The organism is Nocardioides pakistanensis, from assembly GCF_054781215.1.
The window spans coordinates 115,265-133,139 of record NZ_BAAGUV010000060.1; the positions used below are offsets into that span (position 1 = coordinate 115,265).

Genomic DNA, 17,875 nt, shown 5'->3' on the forward strand with positions numbered 1-17,875 from the left:
GCAGCATCGAGCCCGACCGCAAGCCCTGTATTTCACGGGGCGAGTACAGGAGGCATTGTGAAGTACAAGAAGAAGGTCGTCGCCGGGGCTCTGGCGACGGCGCTCGCCGCCGCGACCCTGGCCGCGTGCGGCGAGGCCCCGGAGGAGAGCAGCAACGGCAACGGCAACGGCAACGGCAGCGAGGCAAGCGACTTCCTGCCCTGCATCGTGTCGGATGCCGGCGGCTTCGACGACAAGTCGTTCAACCAGCTCAGCTACGAGGGCGTCCAGCAGGCCGCCGAGGAGCTGGGCACCGAGGTGACCGAGGTCGAGTCCAACAGCGAGAACGACTACGCCCCGAACCTCGAGAGCCTCGTGGCCGAGGGCTGCGACGCGATCGTCACGGTCGGCTTCGCGCTCGCCTCGGCGACGAAGGAGTCGGCCGCGGCCAACCCGGAGATCGACTACATCCTCGTCGACGACGCCGCGGACGGCGGCGACGACGGCCAGACCTTCGACGGCAAGCCCGACGAGGACAACATCAAGCCGCTGCTCTACAACACCGCCGAGGCGGCGTTCCTCGCCGGCTACCTCGCCGCCGACTACACCGAGACCGGCGTCGTGGGCACCTACGGCGGCCAGCCCTTCCCGACCGTCACCATCTTCATGGACGGCTTCAAGCAGGGCGTCGACTACTACAACCAGGAGAAGGGCACCAAGGTCAAGGTCGTCGGCTGGAACGGCAAGGACGGCGCCTTCACCGGCGGGTTCGAGGCCAACAACGTCGCCACCCAGACCGCGACTCGTCTCCTCGACCAGGACGTCGACGTGATCCTGCCGGTCGGTGGCCCGATCTACCAGGGTGCGCTCACCGCCATCGCGGACGCGGGCCGTGACGTCGCCCTGATCGGCGTCGACGCGGACTTCTACGAGACCGACCCGAACACCCAGGACGTCGTGCTCACCTCGATCCTGAAGAACATGAAGGTCTCGACCTACGAGGCCGTCACCGCCTCCGGTGAGGGGTCCTTGGACTTCACGCCGTACATCGGCACCCTCGAGAACGAGGGCGTGGGCCTGGCGCCGTTCCACAACTTCGAGGACAAGGTGTCGGACACGATCGCCGGCGAGCTCGAGGAGATCAAGGCCGGCATCATCGACGGCTCGATCGAGGTCCAGTCCTACCTGCAGTGATCGACCGAAGAGACCAGCAGTGACGTGACCGTGGGAGGTCCACCAGGGCCTCCCACGGCCGCGCTCGGACCCGCCTTAGGATCACAGGATGAAACTCGCCCTGCGCCACATCACCAAGCGCTTCGGCTCCCTCGTCGCCAACGACGACATCTCGCTCACCGTCGAGCCGGGCGAGATCCACTGCCTCCTCGGGGAGAACGGCGCAGGGAAGTCCACGCTGATGAACGTCCTCTACGGCCTCTACACCGCCGACGAGGGTGAGATCGTGCTCGACGGCGAGGTCCAGCACTTCTCCGGTCCCGGTGACGCGATGGCCGCCGGCATCGGCATGGTCCACCAGCACTTCATGCTGATCCCCGTCTTCACGGTCGCCGAGAACGTCATGCTCGGCAACGAGCCGACCGGCGCTCTCGGCCGCCTCGACCTCGACGCCGCACGTGCGCGGGTCCGTGAGATCGCCGACCGGTTCGGCTTCCACGTCGACCCCGACGCCCTCGTCGAGGACCTGCCGGTGGGCGTGCAGCAGCGCGTCGAGATCATCAAGGCGCTCTCCCGCGACGCCGAGGTCCTCGTGTTCGACGAGCCCACCGCGGTGCTCACCCCCGCGGAGACCGACGAGCTCATGCAGATCATGCGCCAGCTCCGGGAGGCCGGGAAGGCGATCGTCTTCATCACCCACAAGCTGCGCGAGGTCCGCGAGGTCGCCGACCGGATCACCGTGATCAGGCTGGGCAAGGTCGTCGGGGAGGCCGAGCCGTCGGCGAGCAACGCCGAGCTGGCCGCCATGATGGTGGGCCGCCCGGTGATGCTCACGGTCGACAAGGGCCCGGCCCAACTGGGCGACGAGGCCTTCGTCGTACGCAACCTCACCGTGCACGACGACACCGGCCACGTCCACGTCGACGACGTCTCCTTCACCATCCGCTCCGGCGAGATCCTCAGCGTGGCCGGCGTACAGGGCAACGGCCAGACCGAGCTCACCGAGGCGCTGATGGGTCTCCAGTCGCACGTCCGCGGTTCGATCACCCTCGACGGCCAGGAGCTCACGGGTCGCTCGGTGCGCCACATCCTCGACGCCGGGGTCGGGTTCATCCCCGAGGACCGTCAGGTCGACGGCCTGGTCGCCAACATGACCATCGCCGAGAACCTGATGCTCGACCGCAGCCACGGCGAGCCCTTCGTCCGGGCAGCGACGCTCCAGATCGGCGAGCGCGACGAGTTCGCGCAGAGGACGCTGGAGGAGTACGACGTCCGCGCGCCCGGCATCGACACGCTCGTCGGGAAGCTGTCCGGCGGCAACCAGCAGAAGGTCGTCGTCGCTCGCGAGCTCTCCCGTGACCTGCGGCTGCTCGTCGCTGCTCAGCCCACGCGCGGCGTCGACGTGGGCTCCATCGAGTTCATCCACAAGCAGATCGTCGCGGCGCGCGACGCCGGTATCCCCGTGCTGGTGGTCTCCACCGAGCTCGACGAGGTGGCCGCCCTGGCCGACCGGATCATGGTTCTCTACCGCGGGCGGATCGTCGGCATCGTGCCGGGCGACACCCCGCGCGAAGTGCTCGGCCTGATGATGACCGGCGAACGTCCGGAAGGAGTAGTCGCGTGACCGAGGCACCTCCCGAAGCGCCTCCCCGCAAGCAGCAGGACCCGAGGTGGCGGGTGGCAGCGAGGGAGATCACCACCGGCAACCTGCTTCCCGGCTTCCTCGCGCTGGTGCTCGCCGTCCTGTTCGGCTCGCTGCTCATCGCGCTGACCAACGAGGAGGTCCGCGAGACCTCGGGGTACTTCTTCTCCCGGCCCACGGACATGCTCGGGGCGCTCTGGGACGCGGTCTGGGGTGCCTACACCGCGCTGTCGCGCGGTGCCTTCTACAACACCCGGGCGGACTCGTTCGAGGCCGCGATCCGGCCGCTCACCGAGTCGCTGAAGTTCGCCGGACCGCTGATCCTGGCCGGCCTCGGTGTCGGCTTCGGGTTCCGCGCCGGCATGTTCAACATCGGCGGCCGCGGGCAGATGCTCCTCGGTGGCGCTGCCGCCGGCTGGGTCGGCGTCAAGCTCGACCTGCCTGTCGTCGTCCACCTCGTCCTCGCCGTGCTCGTCGCCATGGTCGTCGGCGCCCTCTGGGCGGGCGTGGCCGGCTACCTGAAGGCACGCACCGGTGCGCACGAGGTGATCGTGACGATCATGCTCAACTACATCGGCTTCTACCTGGTGTTCTTCGCGCTCTCGGAGCAGAGCATCCTCCAGGCGCCCGGCTCCAACAACCCCAAGTCCCTGCCGGTCAAGGACACCGCGACGATGCCCGCCCTGCTGGGTGAGCGGTTCAACCTGCACCTGGGCTTCGTGCTGGCCCTGGTCGCGGTCGCCGTGGTGTGGTGGCTGCTGAACCGCTCCGCGTTCGGCTTCCGGGTCCGTGCCGTCGGCGAGAACCCCGACGCGGCCCGGGTCGCGGGCATCAACGTCGGACGCACCTACGTCCTGGTGATGCTGGTCGCGGGCTCCCTGGTCGGGCTCGCCGGCGCCAACCAGGTCCTGGGCACCGTGACCAGCGGGGTCGCGGTCGACCTCGACGCCGGCATCGGCTTCGACGCCATCACGGTGGCCCTGCTGGGCAGGTCGCGGCCGCTCGGCATCCTCGCAGCCGGCCTGCTCTTCGGCGCGTTCAAGGCCGGCGGGTTCTCGATGCAGGCCTCCGAGGGCATCCCGATCGACCTCGTGCTGGTCGTGCAGTCGCTGATCGTTCTCTTCATCGCCGCTCCCCCGCTGGTGCGGGCGATCTTCCGGCTTCCTGCGAAGGAGGAGGCATGACCCAGGCCCCGACGATCACCCCGGAGACGACGCCCCCCGGCGGCCCCACCGTCGTCACCGTCGTCGACCGCAAGGCGCCGGTGATCCTCAGCGTCCTCACCCTCGGCATGGCCCTGGTGCTGCTGTTCGCTGCCCGGACCGGCGACACCACGTTCCGGTTCGGCACCCGCCGCGACTTCTTCGAGCTGCCGTCGCTCACGGTCCCCGCCACCGCGACCGCGTGGGTGTTCGTCGCGGTCATGGCCGCGCTCACGGCATGGTCCTGGGTGCTGTTCAGCAGGCGTCGGCCGACACCCATGTGGTTGGTGATCCTCTTCGCGGTCGCTGCGATGACGGCCTTCCTCACCTGGGCGGCCACCGGCGCCACGATGCCGGTGGTCGGCCTGTTCGGCGGCGCGGTGGCGCTGGCGGTGCCGCTGGTGTTCGGCGCCATGTCCGGCGTGATCGGCGAGCGCGCCGGCGTGGTCAACATCGCCATCGACGGTCAGCTCCTCGCCGGCGCGTTCGCGGCCGCCCTGGTCGGCTCGATGACCGGGTCCGTGTGGGCCGGGCTGGTGGCGGCCGGCGTCGCCGGTCTCCTGGTGGCCCTCCTGCTCGGCGTCTTCGCGATCACCTACCTCGTCGACCAGATCATCGTCGGCGTCGTGCTCAACGTCCTGGTGATCGGCCTGACCAGCTTCCTGTTCAGCCAGGTGCTGGCCCCCAACGCGGAGTCCCTCAACTCACCGCCGCGGTTTCAGTCGTTCGACATCCCGCTGCTCGGTGACATCCCGCTGATCGGTCCGGTGCTGTTCCGGCAGACCCTGATCGTCTACCTGATGTACGTCGTCGTCGCGGTCATCGCCTGGGCGCTCTACCGCTCCCGGTGGGGACTGCGCCTGCGCTCGGTCGGTGAGCACCCGAAGGCCGCCGACACCGTGGGCATCAACGTCCTGCGCACCCGTTACCGCGCCATCCTGCTCGCCGGCGCCATCGCCGGGATGGGCGGCGCCTTCTACACCCTGGTGTCGGTGCCGCAGTTCAACCGGGAGATGACCGGCGGCGCCGGCTACATCGCCCTGGCCGCGGTGATCTTCGGCAAGTGGGACCCGATCCGCGCCACGCTGGCGGCGCTGCTCTTCGGCTTCGCCTCGACCCTGCAGGGCGTGCTGTCGGTGATCGGCTCGCCGGTGCCCAGCCAGTTCATGCTGATGCTGCCCTACCTGGTGACCATCTTCGCGGTGGCCGGGCTCGTCGGCCGGTCCCGCGCACCAGCCGCGGACGGCACGGCCTACGTCAAGGGGTGATCCCGGCAGCCGCGGTTCGTCCTGGCGCGGACCGCGGCGGCCCGGGCCCGTCGCGGACCGGCCGCGACCGCGAGCGTGTGGGCCCGACGCTCAGGACGCCTTGAGCGCCTGCAACGCGGCGACGCCGAGCACCTTGGCCCCGATCCCGGTCGCCGCCTCGTCGACCCGGAGGTCGCCCTGGTGGAGGTCGTACGTCGGACCGCCCGGCGTCCGGGTGCCGAGCCGGGCCATCGCCCCGGGGACGGACTCGAGGTACCACGCGAAGTCCTCGCCGCCGAGGCTCTGCGGCGTGGGCACGTGGCAGTCCTCACCGACCACGAGCTCGGCCGCACGGCCCAGCATCTGGGTGGCCGATGCCTCGTTGACGACCGGCGGCACCCCGCGGACGTAGTCCACCTCGGCGTGCACCCCGTAGGGCGCCACGATCTGGTCGATCAGCTCGCGGACCAGGCTCTCCGCCTCGGCCCAGGCGACCGCGTCGAGCATCCGCAGGGTGCCCGCCGCCAAGCCGCTGGAGGGGATCACGTTCTTGGCCGAGCCGGACCGGACGATCCCCCACACCAGGCTGGCGCCCGCGCGCGGGTCGAGCCGCCGGGAGAGCGCCGCAGGGAGCTCGGTGACGAGCTTGCCGAGCGCGTAGGTGAGGTCCTGGGTCAGGTGCGGGCGGGAGGTGTGGCCGCCACGACCGCTCAGCCGGACCTGCATCGAGTCCGCCGCGCCGGTGAGCGGTCCCTCGCGCAGCCCGATCTGGCCCACGTCGAGCGCCGGGTCGCAGTGCAGCCCGAACGCGTAGCCGACCCCGTCGAGCGCGCCGGTGGAGATCATCTCCAGGGCGCCCCCCGGCATGACCTCCTCGGCCGGCTGGAACAGCAGCCGGACCCGTCCGGGCAGCGGGATGCTCTCGTGCACCTTCGCGAGCGCGAGCGCCGCGCCGAGAAGGGCTGTCGTGTGGACGTCGTGCCCACAGGCGTGCGCGAGACCGTCGTACGTGCTTCGCCAGGGGTCCTCGGTCAGGTCGTCGACGGCCAGCGCGTCGAGGTCGGCGCGAAGCGCGACCACGGGCCCGCCCGCGGAACCCACCTCGGCGACGAGGCCGCTGCGCGGGAGCCGCTGCAGCTGCACACCGGTCTCCTCGAGGCGCTTGGCGACCAGGGTCGTGGTGCGCTCCTCCTGCCAGGCCACCTCGGGGTGGGCATGGATGTCCCGCCGGATCGCGACGAGCTCACCGGCGAGCTCGTCGACGGCTTCGAGGAGGGCAGGCACCAGGGAGGACACGACCAGACAGGCTACCCGGCCGCGCCAGACCGTCCGCGGCCGTGGTCAGAAGGCGTCGGGCGGTGAGTAGACGCCCCAGACGTCGCGCAGCGCGTTGCAGACCTCGCCGACCGTCGCCCGGGCCCGCAGCGCCTCCTTCATCGGGAAGAGGACGTTCTCCGAGCCCTGCGCGGCCTTCTTCAGCTCCTCGAGGTGGCGCTGGACGGCGTCGTTGTCACGCTCGGCGCGCAGCTTCGCAAGCCGCTCGGCCTGCTGGGCCTCGATCGCCGGGTCGACGCGCAGCGGCTCGTAGGGCTCCTCCTCTTCGGAGGCGTACTTGTTGAGCCCGACGACGGTGCGCGTGCCGGCGTCGATGTCCTTGGCGATCTGGTAGGCGGCCTTCTCGATCTCGTTCTTCTGGAACCCGCGCTCGATCGCCTTCACCGCACCGCCGAGGTCCTCGACCTTGGCCATCAGCGCCAGGGCCTCCTCCTCGAGCTCGTCGGTGAGCGACTCGATGGCGTAGGAGCCGGCGAACGGGTCGACGGTCTTGGTCACGTCGGTCTCGTAGGCGAGCACCTGCTGGGTGCGCAGCGCCAGCCGCGCAGCCTTCTCGGTCGGCAGCGCGATCGCCTCGTCGTAGGAGTTCGTGTGCAGCGACTGGGTGCCGCCGAGCACCGCCGCCAGTGCCTGCACGGCGACCCGGACCAGGTTCACCTCGGGCTGCTGTGCGGTCAGCTGCACGCCCGCGGTCTGGGTGTGGAAGCGCAGCATCAGCGACTTGGGGTTCTTGGCGCCGAACTCGTCGCGCATCACCTTCGCCCAGATCCGGCGGGCGGCGCGGAACTTGGCGACCTCCTCGAGGATCGTGGTGCGCGAGACGAAGAAGAAGGCCAGCCGGGGAGCGAACTCGTCGACGTCCTGGCCCGAGGCCACGGCCGCCCGGACGTACTCGATGCCGTCGGCCAGGGTGAACGCGATCTCCTGCGCGGGCGTCGCCCCCGCCTCGGCCATGTGGTAGCCCGAGATCGAGATCGTGTTCCACCGCGGGACCTCGGTGCGGCAGTAGCTGAAGATGTCGGTGATCAGCCGCAGGGACTCGGCCGGCGGGAAGATGTAGGTGCCGCGGGCGATGTACTCCTTGAGCACGTCGTTCTGGATGGTGCCGGTCAGCTTGTCCGCGGGGATCCCGGCGTCCTCGGCGACGATCTGGTACATCAGCAGCAGCAGCGCCGCCGGCGCGTTGATCGTCATCGACGTCGACACCTCGTCGAGCGGGATGCCGTCGAAGAGCACCTTCATGTCATCGATCGAGTCGATCGCGACACCCACCTTGCCGACCTCGCCGTGTGCGATCGCGGAGTCGGAGTCGTGACCCATCTGGGTGGGCAGGTCGAAGGCCACCGAGAGCCCGCCGGTGCCGTGCGCGACGAGCTGCTTGTAGCGCTCGTTGGACTCCTTGGCGGTGCCGAAGCCGGCGTACTGGCGCATCGTCCACGGCCGGCCGGTGTACATGGTCGGGTACACACCCCTGGTGAACGGGAACGCCCCCGGCTCACCGAGCTGCGCCGCGGGGTCGAAGCCCTCCAGCGCCTCGGGGCCGTAGACCGGCCGGAAGGGCAGACCCGACTCGGTGTGGGTCTTGGGGTCTGCGGCCAGCTCCGCGTGCGAGCGGGGGGTGGTGTCCTCTGCCATGCGAGGAAGGGTACGGCGGGCGTGGTGCGCCTCGCACCGTGAGATGGCTAACGTCTGAGCCGGTCCGGGCCGAACGGCCCTGGACAGATCAATAGCCAACGACCGAGTGCGGTAATTCATTTCACAACAGTGACCGGTCAGTAACAAATCCAGCGGCGATAAGGTGCCAGGGTTGCGCTGGACACCAGCGCGCTCCAGCACGGACACCTGCGTTTCGAAAGGACTCCCCTTGGCCAGCTCACCGGCGGGAACGCTCTACCGAGGCCGTGAGGGGATGTGGTCGTGGGTCGCGCACCGCATCACCGGCGTCACGCTCTTCTTCTTCCTCTTCGCCCACGTCATCGACACCGCGATGGTCCGGGTCTCCCCCGAGGCCTACAACGCCGCGGTGGAGACCTACAAGAACCCCGTCGTCGGGATCATGGAGGTCGGCCTGGTCGCGGCGGTGCTGTTCCACGCCTTCAACGGCATCCGGATCATCCTGGTCGACTTCTGGTGGCCCGGCACCCGCTACCAGCGACAGATGACCTACGCCGTGGTCGGGCTGTTCCTGGTCCTCATGGTGCCCTTCGTGATCCGCCACCTCTCGAACGTGTTTGGACACTGATAGCGATGAGCCTGACCTCGATCCCCAAGCCGCGCTCCCCCTACAAGGCGGCCAAGACCAACAACTTCGAGATGAACTCGTGGCTGTTCATGCGCGGTTCCGGCGCCCTGCTGGTCGTGCTGGTCATCGGCCACCTGTTCGTCAACCTCTGGCTCGGTGAGGGCATCCAGCAGATCGACTTCGCCTTCGTCGCCGGCAAGTGGGCCAACCCGTTCTGGCAGATCTGGGACCTCGCGATGCTGTGGCTGGCGATGCTGCACGGCATGAACGGTCTGCGCACGATCATCAACGACTACGCCACGCGGACCGGCACGAAGTTCACGCTCAAGACGCTGCTGTACTTCGCCACCTTCGTGACCGTCGTCCTCGGCACCCTCGTCATCTTCACGTTCGACCCGTGCATCGACCCCGCGTCGACGCTCGAGGTCTGCACCAACCGGTAAGGCGCTGATCAACATGGTCCAGACCCACAAGTACGACGTCGTCATCGTCGGTGCCGGTGGCGCCGGCATGCGTGCGGCCCTCGAATCCGGCCAGCGCACCCGCACCGCGGTGCTCACCAAGCTCTACCCGACCCGCTCCCACACCGGCGCGGCCCAGGGCGGCATGTGCGCCGCCCTCGCCAACGTCGAGGAGGACAACTGGGAGTGGCACACCTTCGACACCGTCAAGGGCGGTGACTACCTCGTCGACCAGGACGCCGCGGAGATCATGGCCAAGGAGGCCATCGACGCCGTCCTCGACCTGGAGAAGATGGGCCTGCCCTTCAACCGCACCGAGCAGGGTCGCATCGACCAGCGCCGGTTCGGTGGCCACACCCGCAACCACGGCGAGGCCGCCGTACGCCGCTCCTGCTTCGCCGCGGACCGCACCGGCCACATGATCCTGCAGACGCTCTACCAGCAGTGCATCAAGCACAACGTGGAGTTCTATAACGAGTTCTACGTGCTCGACATCATCACCAAGGAGACCGACGGCGGGGTGAAGGCGACCGGCGTCGTCGCCTACGAGCTGGCCACCGGCGAGATCCACGTCTTCAACGCCAAGGCGATCATCTTCGCCACCGGTGGTTTCGGGAAGGTCTTCCGCACCACCTCCAACGCGCACACCCTCACCGGCGACGGCATGGGCATCGTGTGGCGCAAGGGCCTGCCGCTGGAGGACATGGAGTTCTTCCAGTTCCACCCGACCGGCCTCGCCGGCCTCGGCGTGCTGCTGTCGGAGGCTGCCCGCGGCGAGGGCGGCATCCTGCGCAACAGCGAGAACGAGCGCTTCATGGAGCGCTACGCCCCGACCATCAAGGACCTCGCGCCGCGCGACATGGTCGCCCGGGCGATGGCCAACGAGGTGCGCGAGGGCCGCGGCGCCGGGCCCGACAAGGCTTACGTCTACCTCGACCTGACCCACCTGCCCAAGGAGCAGATCGACGCGAAGCTCCCCGACATCACGGAGTTCGCCCGGACCTACCTCGGCGTGGAGCCCTACACCGAGATGATCCCGGTCTTCCCGACCGCGCACTACGCCATGGGTGGCATCCCCACCAACATCAAGGGTGAGGTGCTCAGCGACAACGAGACCGTCGTGCCCGGCCTCTACGCCGCCGGCGAGGTCGCCTGCGTGTCCGTGCACGGCGCGAACCGGCTCGGCACCAACTCGCTGCTCGACATCAACGTCTTCGGCCGCCGGGCGGGCATCTACGCCTCGGAGTACGCCCAGACCGTCGAGTACGACGAGCTGCCGGAGAACCCCGAGCAGCTGGTCGTCAGCCAGATCGAGATGCTCCGCGACGCCGGCGGCTCGGAACGGGTGGCCGCCATCCGCGCCGAGCTGCAGGCCACGATGGACATCAACGCGCAGGTCTACCGCGACGAGACCTCCCTGAAGCAGGCGCTCTCCGACATCGAGGGACTCAAGGCGCGCTACGTCAACATCTCGGTGCAGGACAAGGGCAAGCGGTTCAACACCGACCTGCTCGAGGCGATCGAGCTCGGCTTCCTGCTCGACCTGGCCGAGGTCCTCGTCGTCTCCGCCCTGGCCCGCAACGAGTCGCGCGGCGGTCACTACCGCGAGGACTACCCCAACCGCGACGACGTGAACTTCATGCGTCACACGATGGCCTACCGCCAGGACGACGGCAGCATCCGCCTGGACTACAAGCCGGTCGTGCAGACCCGTTACGAGCCTATGGAGCGCAAGTACTGATGGACGTCACGATCAAGATCCTCCGCTACAACCCCGAGGTGTCGGAGGAGGCGAAGTGGGAGAGCTACCAGGTCACCGCCGAGCCGACCGACCGGGTGCTCGACGCGCTCCACAAGGTCAAGTGGGACCTCGACGGGTCGCTGACCTTCCGCCGCTCCTGCGCTCACGGCATCTGCGGCTCCGACGCGATGCGCATCAACGGCAAGAACCGGCTGGCCTGCAAGACGCTGATCAAGGACGTCAACCCGTCCAAGCCGATCACCGTCGAGCCGATCAAGGGCCTGCCGGTGCTCAAGGACCTCGTGGTCGACATGGAGCCGTTCTTCGACGCCTACCGCTCGGTGATGCCGTTCCTGGTCACCAGCGGCAACGAGCCGACGCGTGAGCGGCTGCAGTCCCAGGAGGACCGCGAGCGCTTCGACGACACCACCAAGTGCATCCTCTGCGCGGCGTGCACCACGTCGTGCCCGGTGTACTGGACCGACGGGCAGTACTTCGGGCCCCAGGCGATCGTGGGCGCCCACCGGTTCATCTTCGACAGCCGCGACGAGGGCACCGAGCAGCGTCTGGAGATCCTCAACGACAAGGAGGGCGTGTGGCGCTGCCGCACCACCTTCAACTGCACCGAGGCCTGCCCCCGCGGCATCGAGGTGACCAAGGCGATCCAGGAAGTGAAGCGGGCGCTGATCTTCCGCAAGTGACCACCCGGCCGTCGGGCTCGGAGACAGAAGGGGTACGCCGTCCGGCGTGCCCCTTCTGCGTGCCCCGTGTGCGTGCTCGGCCGGCGTTCCTCTCGGGTGCTTGAATGTGCGCCATGACCTCTCTCGACCGGATCGCGCTGATCTCGGACGTGCACGGGAACCTGACCGCGCTCGAGGCGGTGCTCGCCGACATCGACGCGCGCGGGATCACCCGGATCTTCAACCTCGGCGACTACGTCGGCAAGGGACCCCGTGGCCGCGAGGTGGTCGACCTGTGCCGCCGACGCTGCGAGGTCAACATCCTCGGCAACTGGGACGACTTCCTCCCGGACCCGGCGCGGGAGTACGACAACCCGGCCCTGAAGTGGTGGCTCGGACAGCTCGACCGCGACCAGGAGGGCTGGCTGCGGGCGCTGCCGTTCTGCCACGACTTCGCGATCTCCGGCCGCCGGGTCCGGCTGTTCCACGCCTCGGCCACGTCGGTGCACCGGCGGGTCCGGTTCGACCACGACGAGGCGGAGTTCCTCGGGATGTTCGCCAACACCGAGGCCACCGGCGACGGCCCGCTCCCCGACGTGGTCGGGTACGGCGACACCCACGACGCCTTCTACGAGGTGGACCGGGAGCGCCGCACGCTGTTCAACACCGGCAGCGTCGGCAACAGCATGGGCGACCCGACCCCGGTGTACGTCGTCCTCGAGGGCGTCCTCGACAGCGCCGAGCCCGCGCCGTTCTCGATCCAGTTCGTGCGGGTGCCCTACGACGTCGAGGCCGAGCTCGCCTTCGCCCGCGAGGTGGGCATGCCCGACCTCGACGCCTACGAGCTCGAGCTGCGCGAGGGGATCTACCGCGGTGACCTGGGCCGGGAGCCGGACTACCACCGGCGTGCTGCCGGCTAGCCGGGCCGCCCGCCCGGGCCCGTCAGGAGCCGGTGACCGTCGTACCGGGAGCGGGCTCGGTGCGGACCGCGCGGTTCCAGCGGACCATCCCGAGCAGGACCAGCACCGCGCCGACGCTGCCGACGAGCAGCCCCACGAACATCCAGACGAACATGGCGTCGAGGTCACCGATCTGGCGCGCTGGGCCGACCATGCTGCCGCCGAGGAATCCGCCCAGCGGCGCCAGCACGGCGATCACCACACCGGCACCATCATCTGCACCCCGCGGACGCGGTCGGGAGCGCTGGAGGCGTGCTCCGCCGGGACCGCGGACGGCTCCTGCTGCTGGGTCATGCCGGACCCCTTCCGTTGCTCGAGCTGGTCGGTGTCTGCTGCGCCACGGCCGGCGGGGCGGTCCCCTCGGGCCGGTGCTCGCCGTTCGCCGCCGGCGTGCCGGGCAGCCGGTCGAGGAAGGCGCCGACGATGTCGATCGGCAGCGGGAAGACCACGGTGGAGTTCTGGTCCGCGCCGAGTTCGAGCAGCGTCTGGAGATAGCGCAGCTGCAGCGAGGCGGGGCTGCGGCTCAGCGTCTCCGCGGCCTGGCGGAGCTCGTCGGAGGCCTGCAGCTCGCCGCGGGCGTTGACCACCTTGGCCCGCCGCTCCCGCTCCGCCTCGGCCTCGCGCGCCATCGCCCGCTGCATCGCCTCGGGGATCTCCACGTCCTTGATCTCGACCACCTGCACCTCCACGCCCCACGGCCCCGTCTGGGCGTCGATGGTCTGGGCCAGGTCCTCGTTGAGGTCGGCCCGGTGCGCGAGCAGCGTGTCCAGGTCGGCGCGGCCCACGACCGAACGAAGGGTGGTCTGCGCGATCTGCGAGGTGGCGACCGCGTGGTTCTCGACGGCCATCACGGACCGCACCGGGTCCACCACCTTGAACATCACCACCGCGTTCACCCGGGCCGGGACGTTGTCCTTGGTGATCACCTCCCGCGGCGGGATGGTCAGCGTCACGACCCGGAGGTCCACGCGCACCAGCTTCTCCAGCCCGGGAAGGATCAGACGCACGCCGGGCTGCAGCGGTTCGCGCAGCCGGCCGAGCCGGAACGCGACTCCCCGTTCGTACTCCCGCAGCACCTTGACCGACGACACCAGGCCGCCGAGCACTGCAAGGGCGACGAGCACGAGCACGAGCTGAACTGCAGTCATGACCTTCCCAACCTGCTCCAGCCGACGCCGTCGCGCCGATCCTGATCTGCGGGGGCATCCGTCCTACGGTCACTGGCATACCCCGTACGACGGGCGGGGGCAACCGGCGTCCCGGCCGGAGCCGCACCGGCCGCGTCGTCCAAGGACTGGACCTTCACGTGCTCGGGGAAGCCGGCCGGCGACCGGCGCAGGTGCGACCACAACGGCCAGCTGCCGACTGCGACCAGCGCGGCGACCGCGGCGAGCAGCAGCAGCTCGGTGGTGGTGCGGTCGCCGAGCATGCTCAGCACCGCAAGCACCGCGACCGTGCAGGCGACACCTCGGTGGAACCGCTCGGCCTCCGAGCTCGGCCACGGGTCGACGTTGCGGGTGATCTCCCGGCCGTGCTCGGAGGTCGTGCAGGTGTCCTTGACCGGGCAGGCGTTGCACACCGTGGGGCTGGCCCGGTAGCGCATCACGCGGTGGTCCGGGTCGAAGGACTGCGGCCACAGCCACTGGTCCTCGGGGCACACCCAGGCATCGTGGTCCTCGTGGTAGGTGAACGACCCCGAGCGCCACGCGCCGCTGCGACTCGCCGTACGCCGGGCCGCCAGGTCGAGGCCGAAGGCGACCAGCAGCAGGAACGGGGCGTAGACCGCGGCCAGCCACACCTCCTCGCCGACCGTGGCGATCATCTCGGCTGCCCTCCCCCGCCGTCCGGGCCGGGCCCGTCGGCGCCGGGCTCACGGCGGTCGGAGGCGTACCTCGTCCCCCCGCCGCCCGCGCCGGCCGGGACCTCCTCCACGAACAGCGACTCCTCGGGCAGCTCGTGCGTGGTGGACGCAATCCGGTGCCGGACGCCCAGCCAGGTGATCCAGAGGAACGGCAGCACGCCGCCGACGATGAACACCACGTCTCCCGGCATCCGCAGCCACTCCAGCAGCGCGTTGCCCGGGGTGGTGATGAAGTTCAGCGACCGGGCCTCGTAGTAGCCGTCGTTGACCGAGTGCCACAGCTGGATGACACCGAGCGGCAGCAGCGTCGCGAACACCATCCAGGCCAGGCCGAGGTTCAGCGACCAGAACGACAGGCGCGCGAGCTTGTCGGGCCAGCGGGCGGGCGGGATCAGGTAGCGCAGCGCGAACAGGGCCAGCCCGACGCCCATCATCCCGTAGACGCCCATCATCGCCCCGTGAGCGTGGTTCGCGGTGAGCGCCGTACCGATCTGGTAGTAGGAGACGATCGGCAGGTTGATCAGGAACCCGAACACACCGGCGCCGAGGAAGTTCCAGAAGCCCACCGCCACCAGGAACGTCACCGCCCAGCGGTGCGGGAACGGCGCCGAGCTGCGCGACTCCTGTCTCGAACCGAGCTGCAGGAAGCTCCAGGCCTCGACGGTGAGGAAGGTCAGCGGGATCACCTCGAGCGCGGAGAAGAACGCACCGAGCGCCATGTGCTCGACCGGGGTCCCGGAGAAGTACAAATGGTGCATGGTGCCGATCACGCCGCCAGCGGAGTAGAGGATCACGTCGAGGAAGATGATCCCCAGCGCGATCTGACGCCGGACCACGCCGAGCATCACGAAGATGTAGGCCACCATCACCGTGGTGAACAGCTCCAGGAAGTCCTCCACCCACAGGTGCACCACCCAGAACCGCCAGAAGTCGGCGACGGTCAGATGGGTCTCGGTGCCGGCGAGCATGCCGACCGCGTAGAAGCCGGGGATGGCCAGGCCTGCGTAGAAGAAGATCCACGGCAGGTTCGCGCGGTGCTCGGTCTTCAGCCGGGCGCGGATGCCTCGGTAGATGATCGCGATCCACAAGAACATGCCGACGGTGAGCAGCCCCTGCCAGACCTTGGGCAGGTCGAGGTACTCCCACTGCTGGTCCCACAGCAGCGAGCCCTTGGCCCAGTCGACGCCGAAGATGCTCAGCGCCTCACCTGTCAGCGAGCCGGCGACGACGAGCGCCACGGCGCCGAGCAGACCGTAGGCCAGCCAGTGCTGGTTCTTCGGCTCGCGGCCGGAGATGTACGGCGCGAGGAAGATGCCTGCCGCGAGGAAGGAGGCCGCGGTCCAGAACAGCGACAGCTGCACGTGCCAGGTGCGGGCGAGGTTGTAGGGCAGCAGCTGTGCGAGGTCCAGGCCGAAGAAGCTCGACGTCTCGGCGCGGTAGTGCTCCACCGCGGCGCCGAGCAGCGCCTGGCCGAGGAACAGCACCGCGACGACGAAGAAGAACCAGGCCGTGGCACGCTGTGCCGGGGTGACCTGCACCTCCCCCGGCTGCTTGAACGCCGGCGCGGGCGCCTCGGCGCTGTGCCAGCCGATCCGCTGGCTCCACCGCCCGTACACCGCGAACAGCACGCCGGTGCCGGCCAGCAGCGCGACCAGCGAGAGACCGCTCCACACGATGATGTCCGCGGTCGGACCGTTGTCGACCAGCGACTCCGGCGGCCAGTTGTTCGTGTAGGAGTACTCGTGACCCGGCCGCTCCGCAGCGGCGGCCCAGGCCGTCCAGGAGAAGAACGCGGTCAGGTCGCGGATGTCGTCGGGGTCGGTGATCGCATCGGGGATCAGGCCGTACTGCGTCGTGGGCGAGCCGAAGAAGTCGCCGTAGTGGCCCTGGAGCGTCTCGAAGGCGGCGACCTGCTCGTCGGTGAACACCAGGTCACCGGTCTCCTCGTCGTACCGGTTGGCCCGCATCATCGTCACCAGCTCGCCGCGCGGGTCCTGGGTCCCGCTGCCCTCGAGCGAGTCGAGGATCTCCTCCGAGGAGCGTCGCAGGTAGTCGGCGGTGTAGTCCGGGCCGAGGTAGCCGCCGTGGCCGACGATCGAGCCGTACTGCTGCAGGCCCCGTCGCAGGAAGATCTGCTGTCCCGAGGTGACGTTCTCCTGGGTGTAGACGACCTCTCCCGCGGAGTCGACGACGCGCTCGGGCAGCGGCATCGCGTCGGTGTAGGTCCGGAAGGCCAACAGGCCCATCACGAAGAACCCGAAGAGCATCACCAGGGCGACGCCCTGGAGCCACCCCTTGGAGGCCATCATCTCGGTGCGCTGACCGTTGCGCTGTGGCGCGAGCTGGACCACGTGAACGCCTTTGTCCGAGAGCTACCGCGGGGCTTGTCGCTTCTTTACCTTTCGCCCCGTTGCTGCCGCAACGTAATGGAGCCCGCGTCAAAGTGGAACCTGTTCAGGAGCGGCCGAACCTGCTATGTCGCCGGTCAGCCCAACAGGCAGGTTCGACGCCGATGACGCGCCGCCAGGCTGAACCCTCGACGCCCGCGGCAAACGTGCCTGTTCAGGTGACGAGCAGCCCGCTCCTCGACGTCACGGCCGGATGCCGACGGGTGTGGACCCCTTATCGACACGTGCGGACGACGATGCACGACACTGCACCCATGGCGATCGATCCCGATCCCTACTTCGAGCTCACCATGGACGAGCTGCGCGAGGTCGCGCGCTTCGCGGTCCAAGGTGCACAGGCCGTCCTTGCCGTCTACGAGGACGCCGAGCCGGGCGACCCGCGTCCGAGAGCCGCGATCCAGGCAGCCTCCGTCTTCGCAAACGGTGCCCGACGGACGAAGCTCCAGCGCGTCACCGCCCTCGACGCTCACCGCGCAGCCAAGGCAGCTTCCAGCGAAGCGGCGAAGCACGCAGCGCACGCGGCGGGTGATGCTGCGTCGGCCGCTTACCTCCACCCGTTCGCCCATGCGGACCAGCTCGGCCACATCCTCCGAGCGGACGCGCACGCAGCTTATGCCGAGGAGCTCTTGTCGGGTGACCCAGCTGTCTGCGGACACGCTGAGCTCGACGCATCCGGGGAACGCGCCTGCTCTCGCGGGCGTCGATCACAGCGACGCTCGATCAGACCCGAGTGGCCCGCCAGGCCCGGCGGCCGAGGACGGCGAGGTACGCCGCGACCGCCAGGTTCACCACGATCAGCACGAGGTGGGCGGCGTAGTAGCCGGCAGAACGGTCCTCGCCGCTCGCTGCCGTCTCGGCCAGGTTCCGCGCGAAGTTGGCGTAGCTGAGGACGTTCCAGGCCGCGATCAGCAGGAACATCACGGCGTGCTTGCGTTCGAGCCTCAT

The 17,875-nt window shown here is 69.3% G+C and carries 16 protein-coding genes and 1 pseudogene; 10 read left to right on the forward strand and 7 right to left on the reverse strand.

All coding sequences use genetic code 11. The annotated features are described in order from the left end of the window. Nucleotides 1-57 precede the first annotated feature (57 nt). The 4 genes from ACYVIH_RS18535 (at nucleotide 58) to ACYVIH_RS18550 (ending at nucleotide 5,264) form a co-directional block, all read left to right on the forward strand. Complete coding sequence (locus ACYVIH_RS18535) at nucleotides 58-1,173, forward strand: BMP family lipoprotein (protein ID WP_460871005.1); 1,116 nt, start codon at nucleotides 58-60, stop codon at nucleotides 1,171-1,173. Nucleotides 1,174-1,261: 88 nt separating this feature from the next. After that, nucleotides 1,262-2,776 carry an ABC transporter ATP-binding protein gene (locus ACYVIH_RS18540; RefSeq protein WP_460871006.1) on the forward strand — a complete coding sequence of 505 codons (1,515 nt, stop codon included), beginning with the start codon at nucleotides 1,262-1,264 and terminating at the stop codon, nucleotides 2,774-2,776. Further along, nucleotides 2,773-3,978: an ABC transporter permease gene (locus tag ACYVIH_RS18545; RefSeq protein ID WP_460871007.1), complete on the forward strand. Its 1,206-nt coding sequence runs from the start codon at nucleotides 2,773-2,775 to the stop codon at nucleotides 3,976-3,978. Before ACYVIH_RS18540 ends, ACYVIH_RS18545 begins: the two co-directional genes overlap by 4 nt. Beyond that, entirely contained in the window at nucleotides 3,975-5,264 is a 1,290-nt protein-coding gene (locus tag ACYVIH_RS18550) for an ABC transporter permease (protein ID WP_460871008.1), read from the forward strand. The genes ACYVIH_RS18545 and ACYVIH_RS18550 overlap by 4 nt, the downstream gene beginning before the upstream one ends. Nucleotides 5,265-5,354: 90 nt before the next feature. Here ACYVIH_RS18550 and ACYVIH_RS18555 read toward each other — a convergent pair whose 3' ends face one another. Further along, nucleotides 5,355-6,539, reverse strand: coding sequence for an amidohydrolase (locus ACYVIH_RS18555; protein ID WP_460871009.1), 1,185 nt, complete (start codon nucleotides 6,537-6,539; stop codon nucleotides 5,355-5,357). A gap of 45 nt (nucleotides 6,540-6,584) precedes the next feature. Next, entirely contained in the window at nucleotides 6,585-8,213 is a 1,629-nt protein-coding gene (locus ACYVIH_RS18560) for an acyl-CoA mutase large subunit family protein (protein WP_460871010.1), read from the reverse strand. Nucleotides 8,214-8,442: 229 nt separating this feature from the next. Between ACYVIH_RS18560 and sdhC the strand changes: the two genes are divergently transcribed. The 5 genes from sdhC to ACYVIH_RS18585 all read left to right on the forward strand — a co-directional run bounded on the left by sdhC (nucleotide 8,443) and on the right by ACYVIH_RS18585 (nucleotide 12,622). Then, nucleotides 8,443-8,820: a succinate dehydrogenase, cytochrome b556 subunit gene (sdhC, locus tag ACYVIH_RS18565; protein WP_460871011.1), complete on the forward strand. Its 378-nt coding sequence runs from the start codon at nucleotides 8,443-8,445 to the stop codon at nucleotides 8,818-8,820. Between the two features lie 5 nt (nucleotides 8,821-8,825). Beyond that, complete coding sequence (locus ACYVIH_RS18570) at nucleotides 8,826-9,263, forward strand: succinate dehydrogenase hydrophobic membrane anchor subunit (RefSeq protein ID WP_460871012.1); 438 nt, start codon at nucleotides 8,826-8,828, stop codon at nucleotides 9,261-9,263. A 13-nt stretch (nucleotides 9,264-9,276) separates the two neighbouring features. Further along, nucleotides 9,277-11,022 carry a succinate dehydrogenase flavoprotein subunit gene (gene sdhA / locus ACYVIH_RS18575; protein WP_460871013.1) on the forward strand — a complete coding sequence of 582 codons (1,746 nt, stop codon included), beginning with the start codon at nucleotides 9,277-9,279 and terminating at the stop codon, nucleotides 11,020-11,022. After that, entirely contained in the window at nucleotides 11,022-11,723 is a 702-nt protein-coding gene (locus ACYVIH_RS18580; RefSeq protein ID WP_460871014.1) for a succinate dehydrogenase iron-sulfur subunit, read from the forward strand. The genes sdhA and ACYVIH_RS18580 overlap by 1 nt, the downstream gene beginning before the upstream one ends. A 113-nt stretch (nucleotides 11,724-11,836) precedes the next feature. Then, a complete protein-coding gene (locus tag ACYVIH_RS18585; protein ID WP_460871015.1) occupies nucleotides 11,837-12,622 on the forward strand; it encodes a metallophosphoesterase family protein in 786 nt (261 codons plus the stop codon). A gap of 22 nt (nucleotides 12,623-12,644) precedes the next feature. Here the strand turns inward: ACYVIH_RS18585 and ACYVIH_RS18590 are convergent, their stop codons facing one another. The 4 genes from ACYVIH_RS18590 to ACYVIH_RS18605 all read right to left on the reverse strand — a co-directional run bounded on the left by ACYVIH_RS18590 (nucleotide 12,645) and on the right by ACYVIH_RS18605 (nucleotide 16,831). Then, nucleotides 12,645-12,863, reverse strand: coding sequence for a hypothetical protein (locus ACYVIH_RS18590; protein ID WP_460871016.1), 219 nt, complete (start codon nucleotides 12,861-12,863; stop codon nucleotides 12,645-12,647). A gap of 88 nt (nucleotides 12,864-12,951) precedes the next feature. After that, nucleotides 12,952-13,809 (reverse strand): slipin family protein, encoded by an 858-nt coding sequence (locus ACYVIH_RS18595; RefSeq protein WP_460871017.1) that lies wholly within the window; start codon nucleotides 13,807-13,809, stop codon nucleotides 12,952-12,954. Next, nucleotides 13,806-14,483, reverse strand: coding sequence for a hypothetical protein (locus ACYVIH_RS18600; protein WP_460871018.1), 678 nt, complete (start codon nucleotides 14,481-14,483; stop codon nucleotides 13,806-13,808). Before ACYVIH_RS18600 ends, ACYVIH_RS18595 begins: the two co-directional genes overlap by 4 nt. Continuing rightward, nucleotides 14,480-16,831 (reverse strand): nitric-oxide reductase large subunit, encoded by a 2,352-nt coding sequence (locus ACYVIH_RS18605; RefSeq protein ID WP_460871072.1) that lies wholly within the window; start codon nucleotides 16,829-16,831, stop codon nucleotides 14,480-14,482. Before ACYVIH_RS18605 ends, ACYVIH_RS18600 begins: the two co-directional genes overlap by 4 nt. 389 nt (nucleotides 16,832-17,220) lie before the next feature. On the opposite strand from ACYVIH_RS18605, the pseudogene ACYVIH_RS18610 reads away from it, so the two are divergent. Next, nucleotides 17,221-17,418 (forward strand): annotated as a pseudogene (locus ACYVIH_RS18610) (putative immunity protein); the annotation flags it as partial. 232 nt (nucleotides 17,419-17,650) lie between these two features. Here the strand turns inward: ACYVIH_RS18610 and ACYVIH_RS18615 are convergent. After that, nucleotides 17,651-17,875 carry an SCO4848 family membrane protein gene (locus tag ACYVIH_RS18615; protein ID WP_460871019.1) on the reverse strand — a complete coding sequence of 75 codons (225 nt, stop codon included), beginning with the start codon at nucleotides 17,873-17,875 and terminating at the stop codon, nucleotides 17,651-17,653.